The sequence below is a fragment of the Gracilibacillus suaedae genome (genome assembly GCF_017599345.1).
Taxonomy (GTDB): Bacteria; Bacillota; Bacilli; order Bacillales; family Amphibacillaceae; genus Gracilibacillus; species Gracilibacillus suaedae.
Map to the genome: position 1 here is coordinate 68,921 of NZ_JAGFVL010000045.1, position 24,585 is coordinate 93,505.

Here is a 24,585-nt window from a genome sequence, read left to right on the forward strand (position 1 = left end):
AAGTAGTGATTTTTAGATATTCGCGGACATCTGTTCCTTTATTTACTGTAAATCATGCTATTTTTCTAATGAAATGGCTGAATAGCGGAATAGATGTCCGCGGGCATCCCCCAAATGGCATTTTTGTTATGAATAGCGGAATAGATGTCCGTGAAAAAAGATAAGCTTAATTGTTTTTCAAATTCCCGCAAAAAAATTACACTTAAGAAAAGGAGCGAAGAATGATGAAATTAAGTGTATTAGATCAAGCACCCATTTCCAGGGGAGATACACCTGAACAAACATTGGCAAATACGTTAGATCTTGCGCAGTGGACAGAGCAATTAGGTTATCATCGTTATTGGGTGGCGGAGCATCATAATACCAATGGATTGGCAAGCTCATCACCGCAGATAATTATGACAAGAATTGCTGCTGTAACCAATACCATCCGCGTTGGATCAGGTGGTGTTTTATTACCACAGTACAGTTCTTACAAAATAGCTGAAGATTTTAAAACGTTAGAAGGATTTTTCCCTGAACGGATTGATTTAGGTGTCGGCCGTTCGCCTGGTGGTTCACAACTAACTCGGTCAGCACTTACGGATAATCAAAACAAAAGATTAAGCGAATTTCCGCGTCAACTCACGGATTTACAGGGATTTTTACATAATTCATTACCAAGAGAGCATGAATTTCGTATGGTGAAAGCTGGTCCTCGTGTGGAGAAGTCCCCACCTATATGGGTATTAGGATTGTCGGAGCGTGGAGCAACGAACGCGGCAGAGCTTGGCGTCGGGTTTGTGTTCGGTCATTTTATTAATCCGACTAATGGTGAAAAAGTAATGCAGACATATCGTGAGAAATTTCAACCTTCTGTTTCCATGAATCAGCCTAAAATGATGGTTTGTATTTTTGTTATCTGTGCTGAGACAGAAGAGGAGGCAGAAGAATTAGCATTAACACAAGACAAATGGCTGCTTAGTGTAGGAAAAGGGGCAGATACGAAAGTACCTTCGATAGAAGAAGTCCGAAAGAAATCATTTACGCAAGAAGAACTGGATATCATGAAGAAAAACAGAGAGCGTTGTATAATCGGAACACCTTCCAAAGTCAAACAAGAGCTTACTCGCCTGCAAAAGGTCTATCAAACAGATGAATTTATGCTGATCACGAATATTCACGACTTTGAAGCAAAAAAGAAATCCTATCAACTGATAGCAGAAGCGATACTATAAGAAAAGCGCAAAGCGCCTGCGTAAAAACATAGTGACTGGACCGAAGCAACTGAGATAAAGGAATCACGGTGAGCATGCGAACCGATGATGACTTATCGTAGGGCGCTTTCGTAGACATCTTCGTTTATACTTTCTTACCCAATAAAGCAAAAGAGACAGTGGTACAAAGAACCACTGTCTCCTCTTTATGCTTTAAGAAAATCAGGATCTTGATAGCTTGGGTTAGGATATTTATAAAATCCTTCACCGGTAGCCGTTCCTAATTTGTTCTGGTCAATATATTCTGTCTTTAATAGTTCTGCTAATTTTGCAGCACCTTGGTCACCGGTTTTAGCTGCTTTTTGTTTCACAATATTGTAGGCAGTATTAATTCCTATTATATCTAGGATCGCAAAAGGTCCCTTTGGTGACCCGGTCGCAGTCATCCAGGTTTTATCAATTGTCTCTGGATCTGCTACTCCTTTAATAAATAAACCTTGAGCGGCATCAAGTAATGGGACTAATAAGGAATTAAGGATATACCCGGGTTGTTCTTTATGTAGCGGTAGAGCAATCATGCCAATTTGTTTAGCAAATGCAAGAACATCCTCAAACACTTGCTCATCGGTTTGTTCATGTTTCATCACTTCAGCTGTATTATTTAGCCATATTTCGTTGGCAAAATGAAGTGCCAGAAATTTTTCAGGTCTACCTGTTACTTCTGCAAATTGACTAGGTAACAGTGTCGAAGTATTTGTAGCAAATATAGTGTCTTCAGGAGCAACTTGTCCAAGCTTTTGGTAAAATGTATTCTTAATATCCACTACTTCTGGAATCGCTTCAATGACCAGATCTGCTTTTGATACTGCCTGTTTTAAATCTGACTGAAAGTCCATACGGTCAATGGCCGCATCGACTTGTACTTGTGTTGCATTTAGGTCTACTTTATAGCGATCTTTTAGTTTGGTAATACGTTCTTTTGCCTGGTTTAACGCATCATCATTAATATCATAAACCACCACTTCAAAACCCTTGAAGGCAGTTTGGTAAGCAATCTGGCTTCCTAAAACCCCACCACCAGCAACGGTAACTTTTTGATATGATGCCATACCTATCCCATCCCCTTTTATTGTCTAGTAAAACACTACTATATTATGACATAAGGATAGATGATCATTCAATAATTAGGTATTATGACTTAGATTCGTTATGCCTGATTGGTGCATAGTCGAACAATTTTCCTTCGTAAATTAATTCCATGCGATTATTCTTTCTGAAATCATCTGGTGTTACCATGGCGGGAAGTTTATCCGAAAATTTAATACCTGCTCGATAAAGAATATCTGCGACAAATTGCGAACAAAAATAGGAATTACTGAATTCAACAGGCTCTTTTAAGGAGACGCCAATCACACCCAATATATTGTAGAGAAATTTATCATTATTTTTAATAAACACTTCCAATATTCGTTTCATTTTATCCATTTCACGTTTGGATACTTGTAGACGATAGATAACACAATGGGTATTACGATATTTACTGAATGTTCCAGTCAAGATATCTTCTTTTACAAATCCACCATTTAGAGGGTTCTTTGGATTCTTTCTGCCAAAGCTGTACATCTCTTTCAATTCAGGGTCAAAAGCAAGAGAAGCATGGTTATATGGTGCTTTCGTATATGTTTTGATAACATTTGTAAATAAAGTGCCTGTATCAGATAACATAATATAAACATATTTTTCTTCACTCATGTACATCACCAACTATTATCATTCTACTCTTTTCATTATAACGCATTTACTGTAAAATGAATGCAGTTTTTAAAAAGATTGGGTGAGATTCTTGAGGGAAACGATTTGGACTTTATCTATTATCTTTTTTATTTTGTTGGTCGTATCGATAGTTTTTAAGATTATATCTAGATTACAACCAGAGAAGGATTTTGCCACGATTCAACTCCGTGTCAAAACATGGTGGGGAATGTTCACCATTTTTTGTTTCGCAACATTATTCAATACAACAGTTTCTTTGATCGCTATTATGATATTATGTTTTTTTGCATTGAAAGAATATTTTTCTATGATGAAAACAAGGAAGTCAGATAGACGAATTTTCTTATGGTCTTATTTAATGATTCCACTACAATTTTACTGGATCTATATTGGCTGGTATGGCATGTTCATCGTGTTTATTCCTGTCTATGTTTTTTTATTTTTACCACTTCCACGAATTATTGGCAAAGGTACCGTAGGTTTTCTGCGATCGGTTAGTTTTACCCAGTGGGGGTTAATTTTGATGGTATTTGGTTTAAGTCATTTAGCTTATTTTCCGATTGCTACTCCAGAATTCGGTGCGAACCTTGTCTTGTATTTAATTATTTTGACACAAGTCAATGATGTCACTCAGTATCTAGTATCCCTTTATCTCGGCAAAAGAAAAGTTGCACCAACGGCAAACCCTTATATTACGTGGGAGGGGTTTATTGGGGCGCTTATTGCTACAACTGTCATATCCTATTGTGTATATCCGTTATTAACACCGTTAGATCTAACATTTGGTATTATTTCAGGCATTTTAATCAGTGTTTCGGGATACTTTGGAAGTTTGACGATATCCGTGTTAAAGCGGGACCTTCTAATAGGAAACAAAGAAGCACTGGAGCGGTTAAAGGATCGTTATCTTAATCGAATCGATAGTTTAACATATACGGCACCGGTCTTCTTTCATGTGATCCGTTACTTTTTTGATTTTATGTAACTATTCAAACGAGAAAAATCCATGGGGCGACCATGGATTTTTTAAGTATCATTTATCGAGCTATCTGATATTCCTTTAAATGGATACATTTTGTTAGATCATGTAATGTTTGTTGCGGATTTTCTCCTTCGACAATTAATTGAATCTCACATTTTGGGTTCATAGTTAACGATAATGACACGAGACTTGGTAAACTTTCAAGTGTGATCATATCATGATGGAAAAGAAGGTAAATATGACCTTTATAATTTTTCTGATAGGTATGTAATGCTAAGAGCTGGTTAATGGATAATCTTTCATTCAACTCCATATTTTTAGATAAAAACTCCTTCATGTTGCACCCTCTTCATACAAACTACTTATCTATAACCCGTTTACCAATCGACGAAACGGTCACTTGTATTAAAAATTAATGACAAATATTACAAAAGCGTAACCTTAAGCACTATGGGAGATCGAAACCCTCCACTGATGGTAGACTTACTTTGTCTAAAGGCCAATTACTATAACTCCTCAGCTAATTCTTATATAATAATTGGAAGGGAGGGGTTAACATCGAACAGAAATTACATAATCCAACAGGAAAACAACGAATCGGCTTAGCATTCTTGCTTGCAATGCTAGCAATGTTAGGGCCGTTCAATATTGATATGTATTTACCAAGTTTCCCACAAATAGCAGATGATTTGGGGGCACGAGCTTCGCTTGTTCAATTAAGCTTAACTGCTTGTTTATTAGGTCTAGCTTTTGGCCAATTAGTAATTGGACCGATCAGTGATGCAATAGGAAGAAGAAAACCTATACTATTTTTCATTTCGTTATTTGCAATCTTTTCATTGGTTTGTGCCGTGGCACCAAATATTATTGTTTTAATTTTAGCTAGGTTTTTACAAGGGTTCACTGCTTCAGCAGGTGTAGTGTTATCGCGAGCAGTTGTGCGAGATGTATTTGATGGAAAAGCATTAACCAAATTTTTTGCTTTGTTAATGGTAATCAATGCTACAGCACCAATGATTGCTCCGATCTCAGGTGGGGCTGTATTATTACTACCCTTTGCAACATGGCATACTATTTTTATCTTTTTATTTCTATTAGGTATTGTGATGGTGATGATAAGTGCCTTTAAATTGCCGGAAACTTTACCAGAAGAAAATCGTCGACCAACTTCGATTGCCAGTTCATTAAAAACAATGGGGTATTTATTAAAAGACCCGTCCTTTATCGGCTATGCGATTGTAGTTTGTTTTGTTCAAGGTGGAACATTTGCATATGTTGCGGGGACACCGTTCGTTTATCAGGACTTATATCATGTATCACCACAAGTATTTAGTGTCCTATTCGGTATAAATGGATTAGCAATAATTTTTGGTAGTTTTCTCGTCGGTCGATTAAGCAGCCATTTTTCAGAAAGAAGTTTATTGAGAACCGGTGTTATCATGTCACTAACAGCAAACACGATATTATTAATAGCGACTCTGTTTCATTGGCCGTTGTATATGCTTGTTATCTCGTTATTTATCCATTTAAACTCAGTTGGAATTATCTTAACCAGTAGTTTTTCACTTGCAATGGAGAATCAAAAAGAACGGGCAGGGACAGCAAGTGCATTACTTGGTATGTTGCCTTTAGTAATGGGCGCAATAGTTGCCCCTATTGTAGGATTAGATGAAACAACGGCAGTTCCAATGGGAGCAGTACTATTTACGAATTCTCTTATCGGGGCTATTATATTTTTTACATTTACTAGACAAAAAAGGCAGGGCAAAACTAAATAAGTAGAACGAGAATCCGAACAATCTGAACTAAGCGTAGGCAAAATACGCAGACCCCTGTGGGAAGAGCCCGAGCCGAAGATCCACTGTGTGAAGTGTTTTTCTTCACACAGTTAGCTCAAGACCGCCCATGGAAAGCGAAGTATTTTGCCGAAGCGGTATGTGTACTCAGACTTTCATGTTCGGATTTTTCCTATCTAATTACTCATTTGTCTCAACCTCTTTTTTCAGTATTTTACTTTATCCGTAGCTTGCTCCCATAATTGAAAAGGTAATTTATCACTATTTAAATCTAGTTTCTTCATTAATAAATTTCTTTCTTCGATATTCATAGCGATTTGGTCATAAATATATTGATCATCGAATCCAACCTTTGCTGCTTCTTCTCTTGTATTAAAATAATAAACAGCTTTAGGACGTGCCCAATAAATCGCGCCTAAGCACATCGGACAAGGTTCACAGCTTGTATAAATTTCACAACCTGTTAATTGGTAATCATTAAGGTGCTTACATGCGTCACGTATTGCACTGATTTCAGCGTGTGCAGATGGATCATTAGTCGTTGTGACAACATTTGCCCCTTTTCCTACAATTTTATTGTCCTTTACAACCACAGCACCAAATGGACCACCATTATTATTTTCTACATTGTCATATGCTATCTTTAAAGCATAATTCATAAATTCTAGCTTCATATTAGCTACCTCCTTACAATCTATAAAATATTTTATAGTAGAAACCTCAAAAATATGAATCGTTTGTAATCTTCTTTAACATTGAAATAATTGAAAATGTTTTCGTTTGTTACTATAGTATTATGAAAAAGGACTTCATTGGACGAAGGGTTAATTTACAAATTTAGTAAGTTGGTCAAATTTACTTTTAAAAACAAAAAGGGATCTGCTCTTTGGATTGCATTGTCTGCTACATAGGTATAAATTTTATTTTAGTTGATACAAGAAAGTAGTTAAAAGTAAATAGTAACACAGGTAGGTCTAAATCAATAAATATTCCAGTTTTGTTTACAAGTCTCGACAAGTGGTTTATATTTAACATGAAAAATTCAAACTAATTTCAGGAAATATGTAGAAATTTTGTTCTTTATATAGTATAATTCTTGTTAAGAAGGGAATTGGATATGGAAAATGTACATAGATATACCAATCTATTAAATGAAGAAAAAAGAACTACAGTATGGTTTTTGTGGTTGTTTTATATTATTTATTTTGGATATGAAATAATATACTATTATATCTTACCTCAAATGCCTTGGAATATAGTTGCTAGTGGAGTAAAAACTATATTAGATCTCTATTTATACGTCATTATTTTGGCGTTACTACCCATAGCATTATATTTATTAAAACAAAATAGACCATCTTCTGTAAAATACATTTACTTTATTGTTTTTACCGTAGCAAATGTCATCATAGAATTAATATATTTTTCATCAAATAATGAAACTTATAGTGCTGGAAATATTGTGGAAATGGTATTTGTTTTATTTTCCCCTATTTTTGTTAATAAAAGATTCTTTTACTTTGTATCACTAATACAAATTTCTAAGTATATTTTTATTGGTATAGTTTTAAACCAGTTCGTGGTAATGATTCCTCTATTATTATTAGTAGTATTTGCAATAGTTGCATGTATAGTCTTATACAGGTTCCTAGGGTACGTAAATTCTCTGAAAACTTCTTATGATAATCAGTTGGAAGGGATCGTAAAAGGTGTTATTGCGACCTTAGAGTTAAAAGACCCATACACTAGAGGGCACAGTGAAAGAGTTGCTAATTATGCTATGATTCTTGCAAACTCTTTAGAAGAATTCAAAAAACAAGATCTAAAACTATTTTATTATGCTTGTTTATTACATGATGTAGGTAAAATTCATATTTCAGATGTAATCTTGTCAAAACCAGGAAAGTTAACAACAGAAGAATTTGAACTTATCAAATCTCATCCCGTAGTAGGGGCAGAAGCTGTTCAAGATGTTGAAGGAATTAAAGAATACATAACAGTAATTAGAGATCACCATGAACGTTGGGATGGGAAAGGTTATCCTACTGGTAAAAAAGCCGAAGAAATAAATGTTTTTGCTCGCATAACAGCGATTGCTGATGCTTTTGACGCAATGACATCTTCTCGCTCATATCGTGAAGCAATGACTTTAGAAAAAGCGTATGAACAGGTTATTAATGCTAGTGGCTCCCAGTTTGATCCAATCCTTGTGGAAAAATTCAAAGAAATTTTTCCGCTATGGATTGAATATCATAAACAATATTATGAAGAAGGGAGAGATAACAAATGAAGATCCGTAAACTAAAAAGCGTTAAAGCAACTTGTTGGTGGTGTGCACATGTATGGTGGTAATTGGATGCTATTTTAGCATCTTTTTTTTTAGGAGGGGATTCTATGAATCTATCATTGAATTCAACTATCTTGCTACATGATCTAATTATTAAAAAAGAAAGTAACTTTTTCATAGTTGAGAACAGCTCTACAGGTGAATTTTATCAAATGCCAAAACCTGCTATAGAAGCAATAGACAAAATAAATAAAAGTCAAAATCTAAAGGATATTGAACTATATTTAGAAAAAAACTATCCAGAAGAAGATATTGATATTATAGAGTTTATTAAACAACTTCTTGATTTAGGACTAATAAAAGCGATTGATAACGAAGAAATAGCTTTCAATAGTATCAATTCTTCAGCAACAGGTTTTAAATGGATATCTCCAAGGATTGCGAAGGCAATGTTTAATAAGTGGACTTTACCCCTATTTCTCATTATTTTAACGATAAATGTTTGTATGTTTATTTCATTTCCACATTATACTCCAACTTTTATGGACATATTTATATTCGATTCTATGGTAGCAAATTTGTTAATATACTTGCTACTATCCCTTATCCTAATCATATCTCATGAGTTTGGGCATATTTTAGCCATTAGGTCATTCGATTTGCCTGCTAGTGTTAATGTAGGACACAGATTGTTTTTGGTCGTTGTCGAAACTGACTTAACTGCTGGTTGGAAACTACCATCGAAAAAAAGGAATATACTGTTTTTGGGTGGAATGTTCATTGACCAACTGATTCTGTTTACTGTATTATTAGTCAAATTGACAGTAGCTATTGATCATTATCTTATTAATGGAATCTTATCGGTAGTAGTACTTGACATATTTATTAGAACAATTTATCAGTTCTGTTTCTATATGAAGACGGACTTATACTATTTAGTAGAGAACATGACAGGTTGTTATAATTTAATGGAGAACGGTAAGAATTATATGGCAAAATGGATCCCATTTATTAAAGTAGATAAAACAAGTACTACATTCGAAGGGGAAGAAAAAATAGTAAAATTATATGGTCTATTTTCCTTCATAGGAGTCATATTAACGATGAGTTTATTCATTATATATTTCATTCCCCAAACGATTTACTTAATGGTAAATACACTACCACACTTAATGAATCCGATCGGTAACCCCTACTTTTGGGATGCACTGGTAATCGTTGCACAATTCATTCTAATGATAAGTTTATTGATTTATTCGATTAGAAAAAAGAGAAAATCAGCTTCAGCTTAAGTTATGTAATTAAAAAATCGAGCTGCAATAGCTCGATTTTTTACCTTGTTTGAAAGGCATTAATCGTTAGCGAAGAAGCAGGATAGACGCATTTTACGTATATGGAGGGCAACTACAGTTCTGTTCTTCATCAATTGCCACGTTTTCTTTAGCTGAAGACAGCCTCATTGATTACTTTCATTTTTTCTTGCTCTAGCATATTTTTAGGAATAAGTTTAGTTATCTCTTTATTCATATTACTAGACAAATCTTCCGCTTCCTCTTTGTTTCCAACTAGTATAATCTTCTTCCATTCTTTATCTTTTGCTAGTTTGTCGAGGTGTGTTGCGATACTTTTATACCATCGATAGCGATTAGCTTCAAAACGTGCTTCGAATTGTTCTTGTTTTGTGTTTTTTCCACCAGATCCCATAGATGGCTGGGCTCGATGTGGTCCTGTATGTTCACGCCAATCTTCGGTATCAAGATCTAATTGATACAATCTAGTATCTTTTAAGTTACCGAGTTCAGTGTCCAATATTTTGATCGATTCTTTCTGTGTCAGAATAATACCAGTTTTAGGGAACTGGTCAAGCATTTCTTTGATCTGATCTAATTTTGGTGTTTCTTCCCAACTAAACTCAGTTTCAACGGGCATTTGAAATTTCTCAGCAAACCAAATCGATTGATCACCTGTTGCAAATATTACCACACTTTTTGCTAAGCTTTGTTCATTTTCATGGATATACTTTTCAACCATTTCTTTAACGGCCCAATAATTCCTTTTTTCATCACTATCTCCGTCCATTTGTAAGTAGTTTTCAAAGCTATTTAATCCATTTTTTAAATGTAACTTCCATTTGCCACCTTGTTGTTCGGGATCGGCTGGATCAGTATTTAAATACATACTAAATACACGTTGTGGTTTTTCTAAATAAACATTTTCCAACTTTTTGATTTCTTTATTGATATCCATAAAGTGTTACACGCTCCTTTTTAGTATGATCGTTTCTAGTTATTCTCTAACCGTTGTGAATATGTTTAAACATCAATAATATTATTTAAGTATTAATACCTAACAGAATGTAAATAGCTAATAAAGAACGAGCCCAAATAGCATACTAGCTTTAATCGTATTTCCTGGGAAATACCTTAGGTCTAGTGGAGAGAACCCCATATAACATTAAAAAGAGGTGGTAAAAATGTGTGGAAGGTTTACCTTAGACACATCGATTGAAGTTCTGGAAAGTGAACTAGGTATCTTTCTTACGGAATTTCAACCAAGTTATAATATAGCACCTACGCAACAAGTACTGTCCATTGTAGGAACCAATGAAGGGAGAAAAGCAGGGTATCTTCAATGGGGATTAGTTCCAGGCTGGGCAAAAGATCCTAAAATAGGAAGTAAAATGATTAACGCTAGAAGTGAAACAGTTGATGAAAAGCCTTCTTTTAAACGATTATTATCCCGAAGACGGTGTTTAATTGTGGCAGATAGTTTTTATGAATGGAAAAGAAAAGAAAAAGATAAGCAACCATATCGAATTACTGTTAACGATGGTCAACTATTCACATTTGCGGGATTATGGGATCGTTGGAGCAGTGGAGATCAAGAGATTGTCTCATGTACGATTTTAACTACGACGCCAAATAAGTTCATGCAATCGATACATGATCGAATGCCTGTTATTTTACAAGATAAAGACCTAGATAATTGGGTCGATCTAACAATCGATGATAAAACTTTCTTGAAAAGTCTTCTATTGCCGTTGGATGCTTCTTTGATGAAAGCCTATCCGGTTTCCAAAAAAGTAAATAATCCAGCAAATAATGATCAATCATTAATTGAACCTGTTTAGAATGTACAAAATAATGTACATTCTTTTTTTGAAAAACAAAACTATTGACGTTTATACTATAGGGGGGTATAGTATAAATAAGGATATGGAAAGGATGTGAAAATTGTGAATGAATCCCTGCACCAACATCCAAGTAAACCGCGATCTAAAGATGAAATTCAAGCTACCGTTAATCGCTTAAAACGAATAGAAGGTCAGGTTCGGGGCATACAAAAAATGATTGAAGAAGATCGTTATTGTGTAGATGTTCTTGTCCAATTAAGTGCGATTAATGCTGCACTAAAAAAAGTAGGCTATTCCATTACGGAAAGACATATCAAACACTGTGTCAGTGACGCTATTTTATCAGGAAATGGTGATGAAACGATTGAAGAGCTGATGGAAGTCATGAAACAATTCTCCAAATAAAGGAGGGCGAGCTTAAACATGAGTGACAACAAAAAAGTAACACTAGGGATTACTGGCATGACATGTGCTGCCTGTTCCAATCGTATAGAAAAAGTATTAAACAAAATGAACGGAGTGGACGCACAGGTAAACTTAACAACAGAAAAAGCAAGTGTTTCTTATGATCCTGAGAATGTTCAAGTGGAGGACATCCAAGCAAAAATTGAAAAGCTTGGTTATGGAGTTCAGACAGAACGGATCGATTTTGAAGTATACGGTATGACATGTGCCGCTTGCTCCAATCGTATAGAAAAAGTTTTAAACAAACAACCAGGTATTCAAAAAGCAACCGTTAATCTGGCGACGGAAAGTGCGTCTGTTGAATACAATCCTTCCCTCATTGAGGAAACAGACATGATCGGTCGAATTCAGAAACTAGGGTATGATGCCAAAAGAAAGGCAGATAATCAAGAACAAAACTCTCAAAAAGAAAAACAACTTCAAAAAATGAAGCAAAAGCTAATTATTTCGGTAATATTGACTTTACCACTTTTTGCAACAATGCTCGTGCATTTATTTCATATAAGCATACCTAATATATTCATGAATCCATGGTTCCAATTTGCTTTGGCTTCACCTGTTCAATTCATTATAGGTTGGCAGTTCTACCGAGGTGCGTATAAGAACCTAAGGAACAAAACGGCGAACATGGATGTGCTAGTTGCGCTAGGTACGAGTGCTGCTTACTTTTACAGTGTATATGAAATGTTGACGAGCAGCATGCCTCATTTATATTTTGAGACAAGTGCTGTCATTATAACACTCATTCTTTTTGGTAAATATTTAGAAGTTGCTGCGAAAAGTAAAACAACGATGGCGATTTCGAAATTACTTCATTTACAAGCTAAGGAAGCAAGAGTGATTCGTGACAACAAAGAAGTGCTGATTCCCATCGAACAGGTCGAAGTGGGTGATCATTTAATCGTAAAACCTGGTGAAAAAATACCTGTAGACGGTATTGTTATTGATGGTCAGACTGCAGTAGATGAATCGATGCTAACCGGTGAGTCTATTCCAATTGAGAAAACGATCGATGATAAGATCATTGGTTCAACGATGAATAAAAATGGTTCGATAACAATGAAAGCAACCAAGGTGGGGAAAGATACCGCATTGGCTTCGATTATTAAAGTCGTTGAAGATGCTCAAGGGTCAAAAGCACCAATTCAACGTCTCGCAGATGTGATTTCAGGTTACTTCGTCCAAATAGTGGTAGGTATTGCGATTATCACTTTTCTAACCTGGATTACATGGGTATCGCCTGGTAATATCGAAGCATCATTAGTCGCGACTATAGCGGTACTAGTAATCGCCTGTCCATGTGCATTAGGACTTGCTACACCAACATCGATTATGGTTGGAACAGGAAAAGCAGCCGAATCAGGTATCTTGTTTAAAGGTGGAGAACACCTGGAAAAAACGCATAAGTTAGATGCGATTATCTTTGATAAAACCGGTACACTGACAAAAGGAAAGCCGGAAGTGACCGATTTCAATGGTGATGAGGAAACATTACAATTGCTTGCCAGTGCAGAAAAGGGATCCGAGCATCCTTTAGCAGAAGCTATTGTAGCATATGCAGAAGAAAAACAATTACAATTAAATAAAACAGAATCATTCGAAGCAATACCCGGGCATGGTATTAAAGCGAAAGTAAATGCGAAAAGCCTTGTAGTAGGTAATCGAAAGTTACTCCAAGATAACGGTATTCAAACGAATGATAAAGAAGATGTATTAAAAAGTTATGAACAACAAGGGAAAACGGCAATGCTAATTGCTGTTGACGGCAAGCTTAGCGGTGTGATTGCTGTAGCAGATACAATAAAACCTTCTGCCGTTGAAGCCATCCAGCAGTTACAAGCACAAGAACTGCAAGTGATCATGCTAACTGGCGATAATGAAACTACTGCACAAGCTATCGCAAAACAAGTTGGCATTGATCAAGTGTTTGCAGAAGTATTGCCAGAACAAAAAGCAGACAAAGTAAAAGAAGTCCAGTTACAAGGAAAAACAGTCGCAATGGTAGGTGATGGTATAAATGATGCACCTGCATTAGCTATTGCTGATATCGGAATTGCGATAGGAACTGGTACAGAAGTGGCAATTGAAGCTGCAGATGTTACGATATTAGGCGGCGAATTATTGCTAATTCCAAAAGCTATTAAACACAGTCATGCAACCATACGAAATATTCGGCAAAACCTCTTCTGGGCATTTGCCTATAATAGTGCAGGGATACCGATTGCGGCAGCTGGTTTGTTAGCACCATGGATTGCCGGTGCAGCAATGGCGTTTAGTTCTGTAAGTGTAGTAACAAATTCTCTGCGATTGAAGAGAGTAAAAATATAAAAATAAAAGGAGAGATTCAAATGGTTCAAACAACACTAAAAGTACAAGGTATGACATGTGGTCATTGTAAAGCTTCTGTAGAGGGAGCATTACAAGAAATAGCAGGTGTATCCAAAGCAGAAGTGAATCTAGAAGAGGGTACTGTAAATGTATCCTATGATGAAGCAGAAGTGAAGATTGAAACAATGCATGAAGTAGTAGAGGAACAAGGTTACGATGTCTTATAAAAGATTGTTCCAAAAAGTCACCAAATGATAAGCGATGAATCTCGTTGCTGGTTTGGATAAAGGGGGGGATACCAAATCAAATTGGTATTCCCTCTTTAACGTACGCCGACCATATTTGACTTTTTCTTCTTTTCGACCATTACTTCATTTAATACTTTAGTGAGACGAATTCTTTCTTTTTCTGACATTTTATGAAATTGTACACCATACGCTATTTGTTTCTTTTTCTTATGCTCTTCTTTTCGGATAACCTCCCCATTTAAAGTAAATTGGTACGATTTAATCGAAATATTTAATTTGACTATCACGCGTTCTTTAACGGGAAAATTAAAATTGCATAAAAACATTAAGCCACTAGTACTGATATTATCTACGTAGCCATAAAATTGTTTGTCCTTTAATCGCGATAGTTGAGCGTTTTCTAAGTGGATTAGTGTAATTAAACATGGGTGATGATGTAAAGTAATACGAAAATTATTTCGTATGTTTGCTTCAGTCAGTTCAGGATTAGCTGGAGTACGAGACTTTTTTTGATGGTCTTTTGATTTTTTATGCTTATAACAGAATGTAAAAGTGATGATAAGAGCAATTACAGATATGACGATTTGAGTCAGGACAATCAGTTCAATATGAAACACCCCATTTCCATTAACATTAGTTACTATGATAAATATATTATTGAAGTTTTTTATTACATATTACCTATATTACATATGTATATTTCGTCATGCATATAGTGATTTCCTTCTAAAATTTATAGGAAAATAAAACTATGTATGTTTTTTTGGTTTAATATTGTTTCAATGTCGCAATCCCATATGCAGGATATTTTAAAAAGGGATTGACAACCAATTCCATTTTTTATATGATTTAATTGAACAGTGGTTAAAAAAAGGGGTTATATATATGGCACCGCGAAAAGCAGTGGATCAGGAACTTTCAAGAGAAGCAATTATCGATGTAGCGCACCAGCTCTTTGTGGATCAAGGATTTCAGGCCGTTTCGATGAGGATGATTGCAAGGGAATTAGGTTATAGTCATGGAGCTATTTACTATCATTTTAAAAACAAAGCTGATTTATTTTATGCGATGATTGAGCAAGATTTTGCAATGATTAATAAAGAATTAAAACGGTTAGACAAATTAGAGCTTTCACAAGAAGAGAAGTTAAAAGAACTACTACTAGGTTATATTCGTTTTGGCCTGACGTACCCTAATCATTATGAAGTGATGTTTATTATGAATGATAAGGAATTGCAGCATTATGCGACCAATGCACCTGAACAAAGTTATCAACAATTTGCCCAGGCAGTTGCGGCTTTAACAAACCAGCAAATAGAAATTAAAAAAATTTGGTCTGTCTTTTTAATGTTACATGGATTTGTTGCTCACTATTGTAGAATCGGTCATTCTTTTCAGGAGGTAGAGGAACTGGCAATGTCACATGTTGATATGATTTTAGGGATGATATACATGGATTAATTTTTTTATGATTTAATTGAACGATGGTTAATAAAAGGAGGATATGATGAAAAAAGCAATGGTTTTAGGAGCAAGTGGTGGGATGGGTCAAGCAATTGTAAGGGAATTAGTAAATAGAAAGATAGAAGTAGTAGCATTTGCGCGTAATGAAGCAAAATTACAAACACTTTTTGGCCATGACGATCGAGTAGCTATTTACCCAGGTGATGCTCAGAATAAAGACGAATTGAAGAAAGGATTACCTGACATCGATGTTATTTTTCATGCATTAAATGTTCCATATTCTCAGTGGGAGCAAAAGCTTGAAAAGATCATGAATAATGTCGTTGAATTGGCTAAAGAAAAGAATATCAAACTAGCGATTGTGGATAATGTCTATGCTTATGGGGAAGGGAATGGAAAGGAAATTAGAGAAGACTATCCAAAACAGCCCCATACCAAAAAAGGCAAGATACGACTACGACTCGAGAAAATAGTCAAAAATTCTGGAGTTTCTGCACTATTTGCTCATTTTCCTGATTTCTATGGTCCAGGTGCTGAGAAATCGATGCTCCATTATTTTTTCGCGTCGGTGAGACAGGATAAAACAGCGATGTTTATAGGAAATCAAACAGTGAAACGTGAGTATATTTATACACCAGATGGTGCCAAGGCAATTATTACGTTAGCACAACATCCTGATGCGTACGGGCAGCATTGGAATATCCCAGCTACCGACGTTATATCAGGAAAAGAAATCATCGCACTAGTAAGGGAAGTTGAACGATTTACGAAAAAGGTGTTTACAGTAAAAAAAGGACTTATCTCCTTTTTGGGATTGTTTGATAAAGATATGAAAGAAGTGGTGGAAATGCTTTATTTAACAGAAGACCCTGTTGTCTTGAGTGGAGATAAATATGAAAAGCATATCGGTACTTTACCGCGTACCCCATACAGAGAAGGAATCAAACAAACGTTATCCTATTATAAGGGGGAAGAATAAAAATATGCTTTTTGAATTGTTTCGCATTTCTCATATTATTGCAGGTTTTCTGGCATTATTTATTTTTTGGATTCCAATCGTTGTACGTAAAGGTGGAAAGGTCCATCGTAAAATTGGTTGGGTGTATACCTATTCCATGGCGGTTGTGGCTATTTCAGCATGTTATATGGGTTTTTACCGGATTTTTTATGACCCTTCAGGGGACCAAACTTTTTCCTGGTTTCTTGTCTATATTGCGATACTAAGTGCCGCAACAGCCTGGTACGGTATACGGGTATTACAATTTAAAAAAAGAAAAACGCCTCATCGGCATGTAGCAGATCTGGCATTTTCCTTCACTTTGCTTACAAGTTCAGCTTTGATCAGTGTCTATGGGTTTTATATTGATATGCCATTATTAAGTTATTTCCCTGCTGTTGGCTTGTTTGTAGGTGGAAGCCAGCTGTATTATTGGCTTCATAAGCCTAGCAAAAAGGGACATTGGTATATTGAACATTTAATTGGTATGTTAGCCTGTTCCATTTCGACAATTACTGCATTTATGGTTTTCGGAGCACCGAGATTATTGAATATTGAATCGGTTAATATTTTCTTATGGTTTGCACCAACCATTGTCATTACACCAGTGATCATAGGGTTCAGTTTATATTACGGAAGGAAGTTCAATCAAAAAGTTATATAAAAGAATCGTTACCTACTGGTTTGATTGCTGACACAATTTCAACAAAAAAGCACACCTAAGTTAATAGGTGTGCTTTCGTATTAATCTCCATTAAAAATAGAATTCTTCACTACGACATAATCGACTGTGCGAATCGCATTTAATGTTTTTCCGCCTGCGTATGAGATAGAAGATTGCAGGTCTTGTTCCATTTCAGTTAATGTATCTTGTAAAGCTCCTTTATGCTCCACATACATTTTTTTACCTTCTACATTTTTCTTCTCACCTTTTTGGTATTCAGAGGCAGAACCGAAGTATTCTTTGTACAGTTTACCATCATGTTCTACCGTTGTACCTGGTGATTCCTCATGGCCGGCAAAAAGAGAGCCGATCATTACCATAGATGCTCCAAAACGAATTGACTTGGCGATATCTCCATGTGTACGTATACCACCATCAGCAATGATTGGTTTCGTTGCAGCTTTTGCACACCATCTTAAAGCAGCAAGCTGCCATCCACCAGTACCAAAACCTGTTTTTACCTTTGTTATACACACTTTACCAGGGCCAATACCTACTTTAGTTGCATCCGCACCAGCGTTTTCTAATTCACGAACAGCTTCTGGCGTACCAACATTACCTGCAATCACAAAGCTGTCAGGTAAATGCTTTTTAATGTGTTGAATCATTTCAATTACAGCATCAGAGTGGCCGTGTGCAATGTCTATAGTAATGTAATCCGGAACAAGCGCTTGATCGGCAAGTTCTTCAATAAAGCTATATTCTTCACCTTTCACTCCGACACTAATGGAAGCGATTAAGTTCTTCACCCTCATAGATTTAATAAAATCTTTTCTCGTTTCAGGCTCAAAACGGTGCATCACATAAAAATAGTTACGCTCTGCTAAAAAAGTAGCAATTTTTTCATCAATAATTGTCTGCATATTAGCAGGGACAACAGGCAGGCGGAATCTATGCTTTCCAAATTGAATCGACGTATCACATTCACTCCGGCTTTTCACGATACATTTTGCAGGAATTAATTGAATATCTTCATAATCAAATACATTTTCCATTTATCTCACTCCTAAAGACGAACATTTTTTAACGGTTTGTTCATAATCATTCGCCTTAGGTAATATAATATAGATAAAGAATTTTGTCAATGCTAATGCGTTTTTACCTGCTAGTAATCAAATAAAAGTAGTGATAAAATCTATGTAGGTAAGAACAGAGTGGTCTCGTTGATTCTTGAAGGACTAGGGGGGATAGCTTTGCAGAGAAAGTATCTACTAATAGGTGTCTTATTAGCATTAATTGTAAGCGGTTGCAATATGAAAGGGACAAGTAAAGAGCCATACCATGTTGTCTATTCATCGGAAGAAATAACAGAACAGACAGAATATCAAAATCGTAGTACATATAAAATTGCTATTGTTCCAAAGGTAATGAACATTCCATATTTTAATGCGGTTGAGCAAGGGGTGATGGAAGCGGGCGATGATTTGCAAGTAGAAGTAATTTATCAAGGTCCATCTGTAGCAAATGCCCGGCAGCAAATAGAAGTAATTAATCAATTAGTCAAAAATGAGAATATTGATGTTCTAGCAGTATCAGCTAATGACCCAGAGCAATTATTACCTTCTTTGAAGAAAGCAGAGCAAATGGGGGTCAAAGTCATTACATGGGATGCTGATACTGCACCTGAAGGAAGGTCATTTTTCATTAATATGGTTCAAGATGAAGCGTTAGGCAGGCATTTGATGGATACGTTAGCTTGGAATATTGATGAAAAAGGAAAATTTGCCATTATGACAGGTGCAGATACAGCAGCTAATTTAAATGAATGGCTTTATTGGATCAACCAGCAACACCAGGAGTTTTACCCTGACATGCAGTTAGTGGAGACAGTGGCGGCTAATGATGATCCACAACAGGCTTATACAAAAGCGAAAGAATTATTAGCAAAATATCCTGATTTGGATGGTATTATCGGTAATTCCTCTGTTGCACCTCCAGCAGCCGCACAAGCCGTTTTGGAGGAGGAAAAGGTTGGAGAAGTAGCTATCGTAGGTTTATCTTCCCCTAATCCGATGAATGAATATTTAAAAAAAGATGTTGTGCAGGTCGTAACATTATGGAGTCCGAAAAAGCTAGGCTATCTAACGGTTGCGTTGAGTAAGCAATTAGCACAAGGAGATCTTCCTTATGATAATCAGGAAATCAGTGGAGTTGGAAAAATAAGCGTAATGAATGACACAGTTATTATGGGGGAGCCGATTGACTTTACGAAGGAGAATGTGGATCAATATGATTTTTAACTACTTTCGTAATCGAAAACTAATGACAAAGTTAATGATCACTTATATTTTAGTCACGGTTATCCCTGTGTCCGTATTAGGATACATTGCATATAAGCAGTATACTATGTCCATTGAAAATCAAGTAGGACAATATATTCCAAAATTATTGGAGCAAGCAAATACCAATATTAATAATCAGTTAAATGATTACAAAGCACTACCGGACGCATTATATAATTCTTCGCAGATAATTGAAGTATTAAGAAAAGACGCCTATCAAAATAATTCTGCCCTTTTTCGAGATGAATTTTTGGTCAATGGCATTTTATCTAGAATGTATATGACTAGCGGTAATTCAGATATATTAGGTGTTTTTATTTTGAGTAAGAACCGTTTGTTTCAAAGTACAAAACACCCAGAGATTAATGTTAACATCGAAGAATTTCCTTCCTTTTTAGGGGAAGAGATTGACTTAAAAGGTGGGACGGAGTTTATTTTGCCTAATCAAGTAGGTTTGGCATTTGAGGGTGATCCACCTTATCTTTTTATGATGCGAGAATTACGAGATTATGAAAATCAGGAGAATCTGGGGACGATGTTTATTGCCATCCGTTTAAATTTTATCGAGCAAGCCATGCAAGGATTGACACAAGACCGTGATCCAACCATATGGCTTACTGACCAAGATGGTCGTTTTATTTATCATAGTGATCCAAGTATGATCGGAAAAGTAGATGCACAGTTTCCACACTATCCAAAAATTAACGGCAGCTTTCGAACGACGGATTGGATCAATAATGATCTGGTTAGTTCGTATAAGTTCCCTTCCGTGAATTGGTACTCATTTCACAGAATTCCATTAAATGAGTTAATGAAAGATACGAATGTGGTAAGAAACGGCACGATTATTGCCTTTATTATTATCGTTATCCTAAGCAGTGTCATATCCGTTTTATTGGCATGGAATGTTTCCAGTCCAATCAAAAAGTTAACTTTTCTTATGAAACGAGTGGAGAAAGGAAATTTTAAAGTAGACCTACCAATGGAAAAGAAAGATGAAGTAGGAATGCTTGCCAAAAGTTTTAATTCGATGATTCAAGAAATAGAATATCTTATCAGGGAAAATTATCAGATAGAATTAAAACAAAAGGATGCAGAATTGTACGCTCTTCAATCTCAAATCAATCCACATTTTATGTACAATACGCTGGAAACAATTTGCTATGCAGTGGAGGAAGATGATAAAGAAGAAGTTATTAAGATGGTTACGTTATTAGGAAGAATGCTTCGTTATTCCTTAAATAACAAAGAAAAGCTCGTCCCGATATCATTAGAAGTAAGTCATACAGAAGACTACTTAACGATTCAGCAGTTTCGGTTTGAAGAGCGTATTCATTTTTCGCTATCGATAAACGTCGATCAAAAGAATTATGTGATACCGAAATTTATTTTGCAGCCTGTCATTGAAAATGCGATCAAATATGGATTGGATCGATGTAGGAACATTAATATTGAAGTCCGTATGAAGGTGAATAACGATAAAAATCTACTAATTGAAATAGCAGATGATGGACCTGGAATGGAAGAAGCAATCTTAAAGAAAATTCAACTATCATTACATCAGAACCCGATGTTACGGGATTCACAATATGGATTATTAAATGTACATGCACGAATAAAGATGATGTATGGAGAACGATATGGTCTTGACATTGAAAGTAAAGCAGGAAGCGGAACAGTAGTCTATTTATTGTTACCGTTAGAGAATAATATAGAAAGAAAAGGGGTGTCTTAATTTGTCTATCAGGAAGGTAAACACAGTAATTGTAGATGATGAACCGAGATTGCGCAGAGGAATAGAACGACAAGTATTACAAGCTGGTGATCAATTTGAGATTATCGGTAATTATTGCGACGGTGAAGAATGTTTAACAGCTATTCACCGAGAACAAATAAAGGTTGATCTTGTTATTACAGATGTGAAAATGCCGGAAATAGACGGATTAACGCTTATTCAGCAATTGAAGCAACAGCAGAATTTTCATTCCATTGTTATTAGTGGATTTGATGATTTTCAATATTTACAAAGAGCGATTCGTGAGGGAGCAAGTGATTATTTAGTGAAACCGATTGATCGAGAGGAATTCCGATTACAGTTATTGCGAATCAGTAAAGAGATACAATCACAGGAAATAGAAGAAAGAAGACATAGAGAAATAGCAAAAGAAGCAAAAAAAACAGCCTATTTGCAACAGCTTCAATTGCTACAGGAAATGATGCGTGAGGAAGAGATGGATGTTTCTTTATTAGAGTGGACAAAGCAATTTCCAAGTGGCGAATATGTTGTACTATATATCAGTGCAGATCAATTAAAAAGTAAGAAAAAGAAGCTTGATGATGAGGAATGGAGTAATTGGCTATTTGCAATAAGCAATATTATGGAGGAAATGATTACTGATTGGAATAGTGAAAAACGAGCGGCTGCATGGAAATGGACGGAAAAGCATAACGAATGGTGGATCCTGCTTCAATCCATCCCATCAGATCATACCGCAGAAAAATCAAAACAATTTGCTAAAGATTTATTAGAAAATATTAAGCAGTACACTGCATTATGCTGTTCCATTGCCATGAGTGACCCGTTTGATCAATTAAGCCTGCTTACTGCTAGAAAAAAGGATTTAAAAACAGCTATTAAATTACGTTTAATAAAAGGAACCAATCAAATTATTACAACAGATGAGCGAAGTCGTATTAATCTAAAAGAGAACACCGTGGAGGATAAAGCTATTATTCTTCAAATCGAGAAAATAGTATGGGCAATTCACCATACTGATGATGTACACCTGAAGAAGGAACTGACCATTTTTTTAGATATGTTGAGCAATTTAAATTCTCCGGTAGAATTAGAAAAAGTATTGCAACTTTTAGGTGTTAAAATATGGAATGAGTTAAGTGGTCACACGTTTAGTCTGAGCAGTAAGCAATTTCAATATATCTTTACCATTACGGAAAGGACTACTAGTATAACGGAATTAAAGATTGAAGTATGGAATTGGATTGATCAATTATTGGAAAAGACAACAATGATAGAATTACAGGATGAGCAGGATCAAATCGCGACTGCGAAAGAGTGGATTTTAGATCATTTAGATAAACAAATCACAATCAACCGAATTGCCCAACAAGTATTTATGAATCCAACTTATTTTTGTCAACAGTTCAAAAATGAAACAGGAGTGACCGTTCATGATTTTGTAACAAAAGAAAGAATGAAACAAGCTAGAAAACTAGTAATCGAAGATGCTTATAAAATTGGAGAAATTGCTAGAAAGGTCGGTTACAGTGATACCAAATATTTCAGTAAGCTATTTAAACAACACTACGGTGAAACTCCGTCAAAATATAAAGTGAGACTTTCAGCAGTAGGGGTCACTGATGAAACAAAAAGTTAGGTTCCACCAAAAAACATGGAGCTAAAACTCCATGTTTTTTGGTGCAAGCAAAGAGTAATAAAGTTTTTTGTATTATAACGTAGCCATAGAGTATACTCTGGAAAATCCAGGGATGGGAGCAGACATTTTGGACTTCTGTCAAGAAAGTGGACACCTAAATAACGAATACATGTCAGATTACCGTAGCCTTTTCTTCACTTTTCAAATGATAGATGATACCGCGGAGGCATCAAGCCCAAACCACTTGACCCCTCCACGGAATCATCTGGCTAGTCGCTAAGTGATGAAAAGGCAACTTACTGCTTCGATAAGTGCTCTTTCTTTTATGCCGCATGCTGCCTATCGTATTTTTGCTTGAACGCTACCGGAGATATAAAACCAATGGATCCATGTATTCTTTTTCGATTATAGAAAAGCTCTATATAACGATAAATCTCCGCGTAAGCTTGCTCCTTCGTTTGAAATCGTTGACCTCTCATTAATTCTTTTTTGATTAGGCTGAAGAACGATTCTGCACAAGCATTATCATAACAATTTCCTGTACGACTCATGCTTGCCTCCATACCAAATTCTTTCAGTTTGTCCCGGTACTCCGTAGAAGCGTATTGTGTACCACGGTCGGAGTGGTGAAGCAAGCCTTTTTCTGGGTTTCTTAACGTATAAGCATCTTCTAGTGCTTGAAGAACTAATGACGTTTCCATATGTCCATCTAAGCGCCAACCAACTATTTCACGAGTATATAAGTCCAGAATCGCAGCTAAATATAAGCGCCCTTGTCGACAAGGGATATAGGTGATATCAGCTACCCATATCTTGTTTGGTTCTGGTGCTGTAAAGTGTTGATTTAACCTATTAGGTGCTACAGGATCATCATGATTTGAATGCGTTGTAGATACTTTATATGGCTTAGATACACAAGATCGTAAGTTTAGTTCTTTCATGTACACACTAACGGTTCTTTCTGTTACTTGATATCCTTCTTGGACTAATAGCTTTGTGATTTTGGGACTACCATATATACTGTCAGCATCGTAATAATGGTATTTAATTCGTTTCTTTATGGCTTCCCTACGTATTTCTTGTGGACTCGGCTTATGCTTTCTCCATTTGAAATAACCGCTCGTAGACACCTCTAATACTTTACACATCTTCTCCACTGAAAACACCGAGCGATTGTCTTCAATGAATAGAAACTTCATTTTTTTGGTCTGCTGAAGATGTGCACCGCCTTTTTTACGATAGCCAATTCTTCCTCGGTCTCCGCTATTTTCTTGTCTTTTGCCTTTAGTTCCCGTTCTTTTTCCTTTAGTTCTCGCTCCAGTTTCTTTAAACGTTCTTCCACCACCACCGGTTCGTTTTCAAATTCGCGATATTTACTCATCCATTCATGCAGACAACTTAGTGGAACCTTGATATCTTCCGCAATCTCTGTCATGGTTTTCTTTTGCTTTTGCTCTTGCGCAAACTTTACCGTTTCTCTTTTAAACTCTTCACTGTATCTTTGCCGATGTTCTC

24 protein-coding genes are annotated in these 24,585 nt (G+C 35.9%); 15 read left to right on the forward strand and 9 right to left on the reverse strand.

Annotation, left to right across the window (positions count from 1 at the left end; all coding sequences use genetic code 11):
• Positions 1-224 precede the first annotated feature (224 nt).
• Complete coding sequence (locus J5J03_RS13680; RefSeq protein ID WP_208590256.1) at positions 225-1,217, forward strand: LLM class flavin-dependent oxidoreductase; 993 nt, start codon at positions 225-227, stop codon at positions 1,215-1,217.
• A gap of 185 nt (positions 1,218-1,402) precedes the next feature.
• Here the strand turns inward: J5J03_RS13680 and J5J03_RS13685 are convergent, their stop codons facing one another.
• Both J5J03_RS13685 and J5J03_RS13690 read right to left on the reverse strand, forming a co-directional pair.
• Positions 1,403-2,305: a 3-hydroxyacyl-CoA dehydrogenase gene (locus tag J5J03_RS13685; RefSeq protein WP_208590258.1), complete on the reverse strand. Its 903-nt coding sequence runs from the start codon at positions 2,303-2,305 to the stop codon at positions 1,403-1,405.
• 82 nt (positions 2,306-2,387) lie between these two features.
• Positions 2,388-2,948: a hypothetical protein gene (locus J5J03_RS13690; protein WP_208590259.1), complete on the reverse strand. Its 561-nt coding sequence runs from the start codon at positions 2,946-2,948 to the stop codon at positions 2,388-2,390.
• Positions 2,949-3,039: 91 nt separating this feature from the next.
• On the opposite strand from J5J03_RS13690, the gene J5J03_RS13695 reads away from it, so the two are divergent.
• Positions 3,040-3,954, forward strand: coding sequence for a phosphatidate cytidylyltransferase (locus J5J03_RS13695; protein WP_208590260.1), 915 nt, complete (start codon positions 3,040-3,042; stop codon positions 3,952-3,954).
• A gap of 52 nt (positions 3,955-4,006) precedes the next feature.
• Here the strand turns inward: J5J03_RS13695 and J5J03_RS13700 are convergent, their stop codons facing one another.
• Positions 4,007-4,288: a hypothetical protein gene (locus J5J03_RS13700; RefSeq protein ID WP_208590261.1), complete on the reverse strand. Its 282-nt coding sequence runs from the start codon at positions 4,286-4,288 to the stop codon at positions 4,007-4,009.
• A 220-nt stretch (positions 4,289-4,508) separates the two neighbouring features.
• Here J5J03_RS13700 and J5J03_RS13705 point away from each other — a divergent pair, with 220 nt between their 5' ends.
• Positions 4,509-5,729, forward strand: coding sequence for a Bcr/CflA family efflux MFS transporter (locus J5J03_RS13705; RefSeq protein WP_208590290.1), 1,221 nt, complete (start codon positions 4,509-4,511; stop codon positions 5,727-5,729).
• 224 nt (positions 5,730-5,953) lie between these two features.
• Here J5J03_RS13705 and J5J03_RS13710 read toward each other — a convergent pair whose 3' ends face one another.
• Complete coding sequence (locus tag J5J03_RS13710) at positions 5,954-6,421, reverse strand: nucleoside deaminase (protein WP_208590262.1); 468 nt, start codon at positions 6,419-6,421, stop codon at positions 5,954-5,956.
• 443 nt (positions 6,422-6,864) lie between these two features.
• Between J5J03_RS13710 and J5J03_RS13715 the strand changes: the two genes are divergently transcribed.
• Together J5J03_RS13715 and J5J03_RS13720 are read left to right on the forward strand one after the other, a co-directional pair.
• On the forward strand, positions 6,865-8,037 hold the full coding sequence (locus J5J03_RS13715; RefSeq protein ID WP_208590263.1) for an HD-GYP domain-containing protein: 1,173 nt from the start codon (positions 6,865-6,867) through the stop codon (positions 8,035-8,037).
• Positions 8,038-8,141: 104 nt separating this feature from the next.
• Complete coding sequence (locus tag J5J03_RS13720; protein ID WP_208590265.1) at positions 8,142-9,326, forward strand: hypothetical protein; 1,185 nt, start codon at positions 8,142-8,144, stop codon at positions 9,324-9,326.
• A gap of 148 nt (positions 9,327-9,474) precedes the next feature.
• Here the strand turns inward: J5J03_RS13720 and J5J03_RS13725 are convergent, their stop codons facing one another.
• Positions 9,475-10,281: a VLRF1 family aeRF1-type release factor gene (locus J5J03_RS13725; RefSeq protein WP_208590266.1), complete on the reverse strand. Its 807-nt coding sequence runs from the start codon at positions 10,279-10,281 to the stop codon at positions 9,475-9,477.
• A 226-nt stretch (positions 10,282-10,507) separates the two neighbouring features.
• Here J5J03_RS13725 and J5J03_RS13730 point away from each other — a divergent pair, with 226 nt between their 5' ends.
• From J5J03_RS13730 to copZ, 4 genes are all read left to right on the forward strand, one after another.
• Positions 10,508-11,164 carry an SOS response-associated peptidase gene (locus J5J03_RS13730; RefSeq protein ID WP_208590268.1) on the forward strand — a complete coding sequence of 219 codons (657 nt, stop codon included), beginning with the start codon at positions 10,508-10,510 and terminating at the stop codon, positions 11,162-11,164.
• 105 nt (positions 11,165-11,269) lie between these two features.
• The gene (locus J5J03_RS13735) at positions 11,270-11,572 is read left to right on the forward strand and encodes a metal-sensing transcriptional repressor (protein ID WP_208590271.1); all 303 of its coding nucleotides are present in this window, start codon (positions 11,270-11,272) and stop codon (positions 11,570-11,572) included.
• 18 nt (positions 11,573-11,590) lie between these two features.
• The gene (locus J5J03_RS13740; RefSeq protein WP_208590273.1) at positions 11,591-13,960 is read left to right on the forward strand and encodes a heavy metal translocating P-type ATPase; all 2,370 of its coding nucleotides are present in this window, start codon (positions 11,591-11,593) and stop codon (positions 13,958-13,960) included.
• Positions 13,961-13,980: 20 nt separating this feature from the next.
• Complete coding sequence (gene copZ, locus J5J03_RS13745) at positions 13,981-14,187, forward strand: copper chaperone CopZ (protein ID WP_208590275.1); 207 nt, start codon at positions 13,981-13,983, stop codon at positions 14,185-14,187.
• A gap of 95 nt (positions 14,188-14,282) precedes the next feature.
• Here the strand turns inward: copZ and J5J03_RS13750 are convergent, their stop codons facing one another.
• Positions 14,283-14,825, reverse strand: coding sequence for a PilZ domain-containing protein (locus J5J03_RS13750; RefSeq protein WP_208590276.1), 543 nt, complete (start codon positions 14,823-14,825; stop codon positions 14,283-14,285).
• Positions 14,826-15,093: 268 nt separating this feature from the next.
• Between J5J03_RS13750 and J5J03_RS13755 the strand changes: the two genes are divergently transcribed.
• Genes J5J03_RS13755 through J5J03_RS13765 form a run of 3 tightly spaced genes read left to right on the forward strand, consistent with a single transcriptional unit; the run spans position 15,094 to position 17,333 of the window.
• Entirely contained in the window at positions 15,094-15,669 is a 576-nt protein-coding gene (locus J5J03_RS13755) for a TetR/AcrR family transcriptional regulator (RefSeq protein ID WP_208590277.1), read from the forward strand.
• Positions 15,670-15,712: 43 nt separating this feature from the next.
• A complete protein-coding gene (locus J5J03_RS13760; protein WP_208590278.1) occupies positions 15,713-16,651 on the forward strand; it encodes an SDR family NAD(P)-dependent oxidoreductase in 939 nt (312 codons plus the stop codon).
• A 4-nt stretch (positions 16,652-16,655) separates the two neighbouring features.
• Entirely contained in the window at positions 16,656-17,333 is a 678-nt protein-coding gene (locus J5J03_RS13765; protein ID WP_208590279.1) for a DUF2306 domain-containing protein, read from the forward strand.
• Between the two features lie 80 nt (positions 17,334-17,413).
• On the opposite strand, the gene guaC is transcribed toward J5J03_RS13765, so the two are convergent.
• On the reverse strand, positions 17,414-18,388 hold the full coding sequence (gene guaC / locus J5J03_RS13770; RefSeq protein ID WP_208590280.1) for a GMP reductase: 975 nt from the start codon (positions 18,386-18,388) through the stop codon (positions 17,414-17,416).
• Between the two features lie 198 nt (positions 18,389-18,586).
• Here guaC and J5J03_RS13775 point away from each other — a divergent pair, with 198 nt between their 5' ends.
• Genes J5J03_RS13775 through J5J03_RS13785 form a run of 3 tightly spaced genes read left to right on the forward strand, consistent with a single transcriptional unit; the run spans position 18,587 to position 23,070 of the window.
• The gene (locus J5J03_RS13775; protein ID WP_231710751.1) at positions 18,587-19,633 is read left to right on the forward strand and encodes an autoinducer 2 ABC transporter substrate-binding protein; all 1,047 of its coding nucleotides are present in this window, start codon (positions 18,587-18,589) and stop codon (positions 19,631-19,633) included.
• Positions 19,623-21,410 carry a cache domain-containing sensor histidine kinase gene (locus tag J5J03_RS13780; RefSeq protein WP_208590281.1) on the forward strand — a complete coding sequence of 596 codons (1,788 nt, stop codon included), beginning with the start codon at positions 19,623-19,625 and terminating at the stop codon, positions 21,408-21,410. Before J5J03_RS13775 ends, J5J03_RS13780 begins: the two co-directional genes overlap by 11 nt.
• A 1-nt stretch (position 21,411) precedes the next feature.
• Positions 21,412-23,070 (forward strand): response regulator transcription factor, encoded by a 1,659-nt coding sequence (locus tag J5J03_RS13785; RefSeq protein ID WP_208590283.1) that lies wholly within the window; start codon positions 21,412-21,414, stop codon positions 23,068-23,070.
• Positions 23,071-23,393: 323 nt separating this feature from the next.
• Here J5J03_RS13785 and J5J03_RS13790 read toward each other — a convergent pair whose 3' ends face one another.
• Together J5J03_RS13790 and J5J03_RS13795 are read right to left on the reverse strand one after the other, a co-directional pair.
• Entirely contained in the window at positions 23,394-24,269 is an 876-nt protein-coding gene (locus J5J03_RS13790; protein WP_208585884.1) for an IS3 family transposase, read from the reverse strand.
• Positions 24,266-24,585: transposase (locus tag J5J03_RS13795; RefSeq protein ID WP_208586293.1), on the reverse strand; the 320-nt coding region annotated here is incomplete at its 5' end. The genes J5J03_RS13795 and J5J03_RS13790, both read right to left, overlap by 4 nt.